Annotated in this window: 2 tRNA genes and 3 rRNA genes; all 5 read right to left on the bottom strand. The window is 48.4% G+C overall.

From position 1 onward, the window contains the following. Nucleotides 1-88: 88 nt before the first annotated feature. Nucleotides 89-203 (bottom strand): 5S ribosomal RNA (gene rrf / locus A3766_RS08345). A 167-nt stretch (nucleotides 204-370) separates the two neighbouring features. Continuing rightward, nucleotides 371-3253 (bottom strand): 23S ribosomal RNA (locus A3766_RS08340). A gap of 331 nt (nucleotides 3254-3584) precedes the next feature. Further along, nucleotides 3585-3660: transfer RNA gene (locus tag A3766_RS08335), tRNA-Ala, on the bottom strand. A gap of 141 nt (nucleotides 3661-3801) precedes the next feature. Next, nucleotides 3802-3878: transfer RNA gene (locus tag A3766_RS08330), tRNA-Ile, on the bottom strand. Between the two features lie 114 nt (nucleotides 3879-3992). Next, nucleotides 3993-5526: ribosomal RNA gene (locus A3766_RS08325) — 16S ribosomal RNA — on the bottom strand. The 16S, 23S and 5S rRNA genes sit together here with 2 tRNA genes alongside, the layout of an rRNA operon. Between the last annotated feature and the right edge of the window lie 418 nt (nucleotides 5527-5944).

Below are 5944 nucleotides of genomic sequence, written 5' to 3'. Positions count from 1 at the left end.
AAGGTTTTTTCATATTTTTTCTAAATTTGCCTTTTCACCAGACAATAAAAAACCCCAGTAGGACGACCTACTGGGGTTTCTAATAGAAGCCTGACGATGACCTACTCTCACATGGGACCTCCCACACTACCATCGGCGATGCTTCGTTTCACTTCTGAGTTCGGGATGGGATCAGGTGGTTCCAAAGCTCTATGGTCGTCAGGCAAAACTTCGGTTGCTGATACTTGATCAACAACACTTAATTCTGCGTCTTTAACAATAGCAAGTAATAGCTAATTTAATCTCTGCTGTCTAACGAAGACTCATATCCAATTTGCGTTACCCGTCGTTGTACGAATAATCATTCACTATAAAACCACTTGGGCGTTATATAGTTAAGCCTCACGAGCAATTAGTACTGGTTAGCTCAATACGTTACCGCACTTACACACCCAGCCTATCAACGTCATAGTCTTTAACGGCTCTTTAGGGGAATTAAATTCCCAGGGAAAACTTATCTTGAAGGGGGCTTCCCGCTTAGATGCTTTCAGCGGTTATCCTGTCCGAACGTAGCTACCGGGCAATGCGTCTGGCGACACAACCCGAACACCAGGGGTTCGTCCACTCCGGTCCTCTCGTACTAGGAGCAGCTCTTCTCAATTTTCCAACGTCCACGGCAGATAGGGACCGAACTGTCTCACGACGTTCTAAACCCAGCTCGCGTACCACTTTAAATGGCGAACAGCCATACCCTTGGGACCGGCTTCAGCCCCAGGATGTGATGAGCCGACATCGAGGTGCCAAACACCGCCGTCGATGTGAACTCTTGGGCGGTATCAGCCTGTTATCCCCGGAGTACCTTTTATCCGTTGAGCGATGGCCCTTCCATACAGAACCACCGGATCACTATGACCTACTTTCGTACCTGCTCGACGTGTCTGTCTCGCAGTTAAGCGCGCTTATGCCATTACACTAACCGCATGATGTCCGACCATGCTTAGCGCACCTTCGTGCTCCTCCGTTACTCTTTGGGAGGAGACCGCCCCAGTCAAACTACCCACCACACAGTGTCCTCGATCCCGATAAGGGACCCGAGTTAGAACCTCAAACATACCAGGGTGGTATTTCAAGGATGGCTCCACCAGATCTAGCGACCTGGTTTCAAAGCCTCCCACCTATCCTACACAAATAGGTTCAAAGTTCACTGTGAAGCTATAGTAAAGGTTCACGGGGTCTTTCCGTCTAGCCGCGGATACGCTGCATCTTAACAGCGATTTCAATTTCACTGAGTCTCGGGTGGAGACAGCTTGGCCATCGTTACACCATTCGTGCAGGTCGGAACTTACCCGACAAGGAATTTCGCTACCTTAGGACCGTTATAGTTACGGCCGCCGTTTACCGGGGCTTCGATCAAGAGCTTCGCATACGCTAACCCCATCAATTAACCTTCCGGCACCGGGCAGGTGTCATACCCTATACGTCCACTTTCGTGTTTGCAGAGTACTGTGTTTTTAATAAACAGTCGCAGCCAACTGGTATCTTCGGCCGACCTCAGCTTACAGAGCAAGTCTGATCACCAAAATCGGCGTACCTTCTCCCGAAGTTACGGTACCATTTTGCCTAGTTCCTTCACCCGAGTTCTCTCAAGCGCCTTGGTATTCTCTACCTGACCACCTGTGTCGGTTTGGGGTACGGTTCCTATATATCTGAAGCTTAGAGGTTTTTCCTGGAAGCAGAGCATCAACCACTTCAATCTCTAAAAGAGATCTCGTCATCAGTTCTCAGCCTTAAGGACCCGGATTTGCCTAAGTCCTCAGCCTACAACCTTAAACATGGACAACCGTCGCCATGCTGGTTTAGCTTTCTCCGTCTCCCCATCGCAATATATACAAGTACAGGAATATTAACCTGTTTCCCATCGACTACGCTTCTCAGCCTCGCCTTAGGGGCCGACTCACCCTGCGCCGATTAACGTTGCGCAGGAACCCTTGGTCTTCCGGCGAGGGGGTTTTTCACCCCCTTTGTCGTTACTCATGTCAGCATTCGCACTTCTGATACCTCCACCCAACTTCTCAATTGAGCTTCATCAGCTTACAGAACGCTCCTCTACCATATCTAAAAGATATCCGCAGCTTCGGTGTACAGTTTGAGCCCCGTTAAATCTTCCGCGCAGGCCGACTCGACTAGTGAGCTATTACGCTTTCTTTAAAGGATGGCTGCTTCTAAGCCAACCTCCTAGCTGTCTAAGCCTTCCCACATCGTTTCCCACTTAACTGTAACTTTGGGACCTTAGCTGGCGGTCTGGGTTGTTGCCCTCTCCACGACGGACGTTAGCACCCGCCGTGTGTCTCCCGTGATCGCACTCCTGGGTATTCGGAGTTTGCATGGGGTTGGTAAGTCGGGATGACCCCCTAGCCCAAACAGTGCTCTACCCCCCAGGGTGATACACGAGGCGCTACCTAAATAGCTTTCGAGGAGAACCAGCTATCTCCGAGTTTGATTAGCCTTTCACTCCTAGCCACAAGTCATCCCCTCATTTTTCAACATAAGTGGGTTCGGTCCTCCAATCAGTGTTACCTGATCTTCAACCTGCTCATGGCTAGATCACTCGGTTTCGGGTCTAATCCCAGCAACTAAACGCCCTATTAAGACTCGGTTTCCCTACGGCTCCCCTATACGGTTAACCTTGCTACTAAAATTAAGTCGCTGACCCATTATACAAAAGGTACGCAGTCACAGAACAAGTCTGCTCCCACTGCTTGTACGCATACGGTTTCAGGATCTATTTCACTCCCCTCACAGGGGTTCTTTTCGCCTTTCCCTCACGGTACTGGTTCACTATCGGTCAGTCAGGAGTATTTAGCCTTGGAGGATGGTCCCCCCATCTTCAGACAAGATAACACGTGTCCCGTCCTACTTAATATGTGACTATTGAATCTTCGTGTACGGGGCTATCACCCACTATGGCCGCACTTCCCAGAGCGTTCCACTAATTCAATAATCATCGGCTAATCCCCGTTCGCTCGCCGCTACTAAGGGAATCTCGGTTGATTTCTTTTCCTCCGGGTACTTAGATGTTTCAGTTCTCCGGGTTTGCTTCTTACACCTATGTATTCAGTGCAAGATATCTAACTTATGTTAGATGGGTTTCCCCATTCGGAAATCGTTGGGTCAAAGCTTGTTTACCAGCTTACCAACGCTTATCGCAGGTTACTACGTCCTTCATCGCCTCTGACTGCCAAGGCATCCACCGTATGCGCTTAGTCACTTAACTATATAACCCGAAGCAGTCTTCTAAGACGACCTTTTACCATCTTAGTACTTAAGCTATATATATGACCATTCGTAACGTTTTCGCCGGATAACGCTTGATATGAATCTCATTTCTTTCGTTATCCATGATTAAATTATTCGCTGATATGTGAATAATCTAATCACTTAGCAATGAGTTGCATTATGTCACCACAACATAAAACAACGTCTACTATTACTTACCTAATTGTTAAAGAGCTTCTAATCGCATGATTAGAAATAAATACACTTTACTTAATTCAAACTTAAACCAAGCAAATACACTTATTTATAATCATTTCAATTTTGGAAATTGGTGGAGCTATGCGGGATCGAACCGCAGACCTCCTGCGTGCAAGGCAGGCGCTCTCCCAGCTGAGCTATAGCCCCAATCCCAGAGCATTTTATCCTCTGCTTTAACGTTCATTAAAGTCAGACTCAAAAAATCGTAGATTTTAGTTAATCTATGCAAATGACTGCGAAGCATAGCCTGCTATGCGAGTAATCATTTAACGATGAGTAACTGAAATCTGGTAGGCCTGGGCAGACTTGAACTGCCGACCTCACCCTTATCAGGGGTGCGCTCTAACCACCTGAGCTACAGGCCTTCTGCGCAAATTACCTCTCAGTAAGATGCTATAGGGCCTATTGCCCTTACGCTCTCTTTAATTCTATAACCAAGCAATTCGTGTGAACTCTGACCGAAACGATCACGATTCGTTTAAGGAGGTGATCCAGCCCCAGGTTCCCCTAGGGCTACCTTGTTACGACTTCACCCCAGTCATGAACCACACCGTGGTAATCGTCCCCCCGAAGGTTAGACTAACTACTTCTGGTGCAATCCACTCCCATGGTGTGACGGGCGGTGTGTACAAGGCCCGGGAACGTATTCACCGTGGCATTCTGATCCACGATTACTAGCGATTCCGACTTCATGGAGTCGAGTTGCAGACTCCAATCCGGACTACGATAAATTTTCTGGGATTAGCTCCACCTCGCGGCTTAGCGTCCCTTTGTATTTACCATTGTAGCACGTGTGTAGCCCTGGTCGTAAGGGCCATGATGACTTGACGTCGTCCCCACCTTCCTCCGGTTTGTCACCGGCAGTCTCCTTAGAGTTCCCACCCGAAGTGCTGGCAAATAAGGATAAGGGTTGCGCTCGTTACGGGACTTAACCCAACATTTCACAACACGAGCTGACGACAGCCATGCAGCACCTGTCACTGCGTTCCCGAAGGCACCAATCTATCTCTAGAAAGTTCGCAGGATGTCAAGACCAGGTAAGGTTCTTCGCGTTGCATCGAATTAAACCACATGCTCCACCGCTTGTGCGGGCCCCCGTCAATTCATTTGAGTTTTAATCTTGCGACCGTACTCCCCAGGCGGTCTACTTAGTGCGTTAGCTGCGCCACTAAGGAATCAAGCTCCCCAACGGCTAGTAGACATCGTTTACGGCGTGGACTACCAGGGTATCTAATCCTGTTTGCTCCCCACGCTTTCGCACCTCAGCGTCAGTATCAGTCCAGGTGGCCGCCTTCGCCACTGATGTTCCTTCCAATCTCTACGCATTTCACCGCTACACTGGAAATTCCACCACCCTCTACTGTACTCTAGCGAGTCAGTTCTAAATGCAGTTCCCAGGTTGAGCCCGGGGCTTTCACATCTAGCTTAACAAGCCGCCTACGCGCGCTTTACGCCCAGTAATTCCGATTAACGCTTGCACCCTCCGTATTACCGCGGCTGCTGGCACGGAGTTAGCCGGTGCTTCTTCTGCGAGTAACGTCAATCTAAGCAGGTATTAACTACTTAGCCTTCCTCCTCGCTGAAAGTGCTTTACAACCCGAAAGCCTTCTTCACACACGCGGCATGGCTGCATCAGGCTTGCGCCCATTGTGCAATATTCCCCACTGCTGCCTCCCGTAGGAGTCTGGACCGTGTCTCAGTTCCAGTGTGGCTGATCATCCTCTCAGACCAGCTAGGGATCGTCGCCTTGGTGAGCCCTTACCTCACCAACTAGCTAATCCCACGCAGACACATCCAATAGCGAGAGCCGAAGCCCCCTTTCCCCCGTAGGGCGTATGCGGTATTAATCCAAATTTCTCTGGGCTATCCCCCACTACTGGGCAGTTTTCTACGCGTTACTCACCCGTCCGCCGCTCGTCAGCAGATAGCAAGCTATCTCTGTTACCGCTCGACTTGCATGTGTTAAGCCTGCCGCCAGCGTTCAATCTGAGCCATGATCAAACTCTTCAGTTCAATCTAGTCGAAGCAAAAGCTTCATATACTTGCTCAAGTTACTTACTGTTCAAATAAATTGTACAGGTCGTTGACTTGATAATTTCTTAAGCAACATCCTCTCTAACAAGTTAGATCAGAGTGCTTTATCGTGAAATCATCTCAGCCAGCGCCCACACGAATTGCTTGGTTAATTTTTTAAAGAGCTTGCTTGAGATCCCTCAAGCGAGGCGAGTATTCTACAGCGTCTCATTTGCTTGTCAACGATTTTTTTTAATTTGTTTTCGAAGAAATTTAAATTCAAAACCGAAAACCAAAACCTTTAACAAGCGAAGANAAATTACTGATTTTAATCACTTAATTTATCCTCTATCTCCTTCAAACTTCGCCGCTTTCGAAGCGGTTCGTCTTAAGGAGGTGCGCATTATATAGAGCTGAT

This window comes from Oleiphilus sp. HI0132 (genome assembly GCF_001635845.1).
This window is presented reverse-complemented; position numbering and strand designations above follow the sequence as displayed.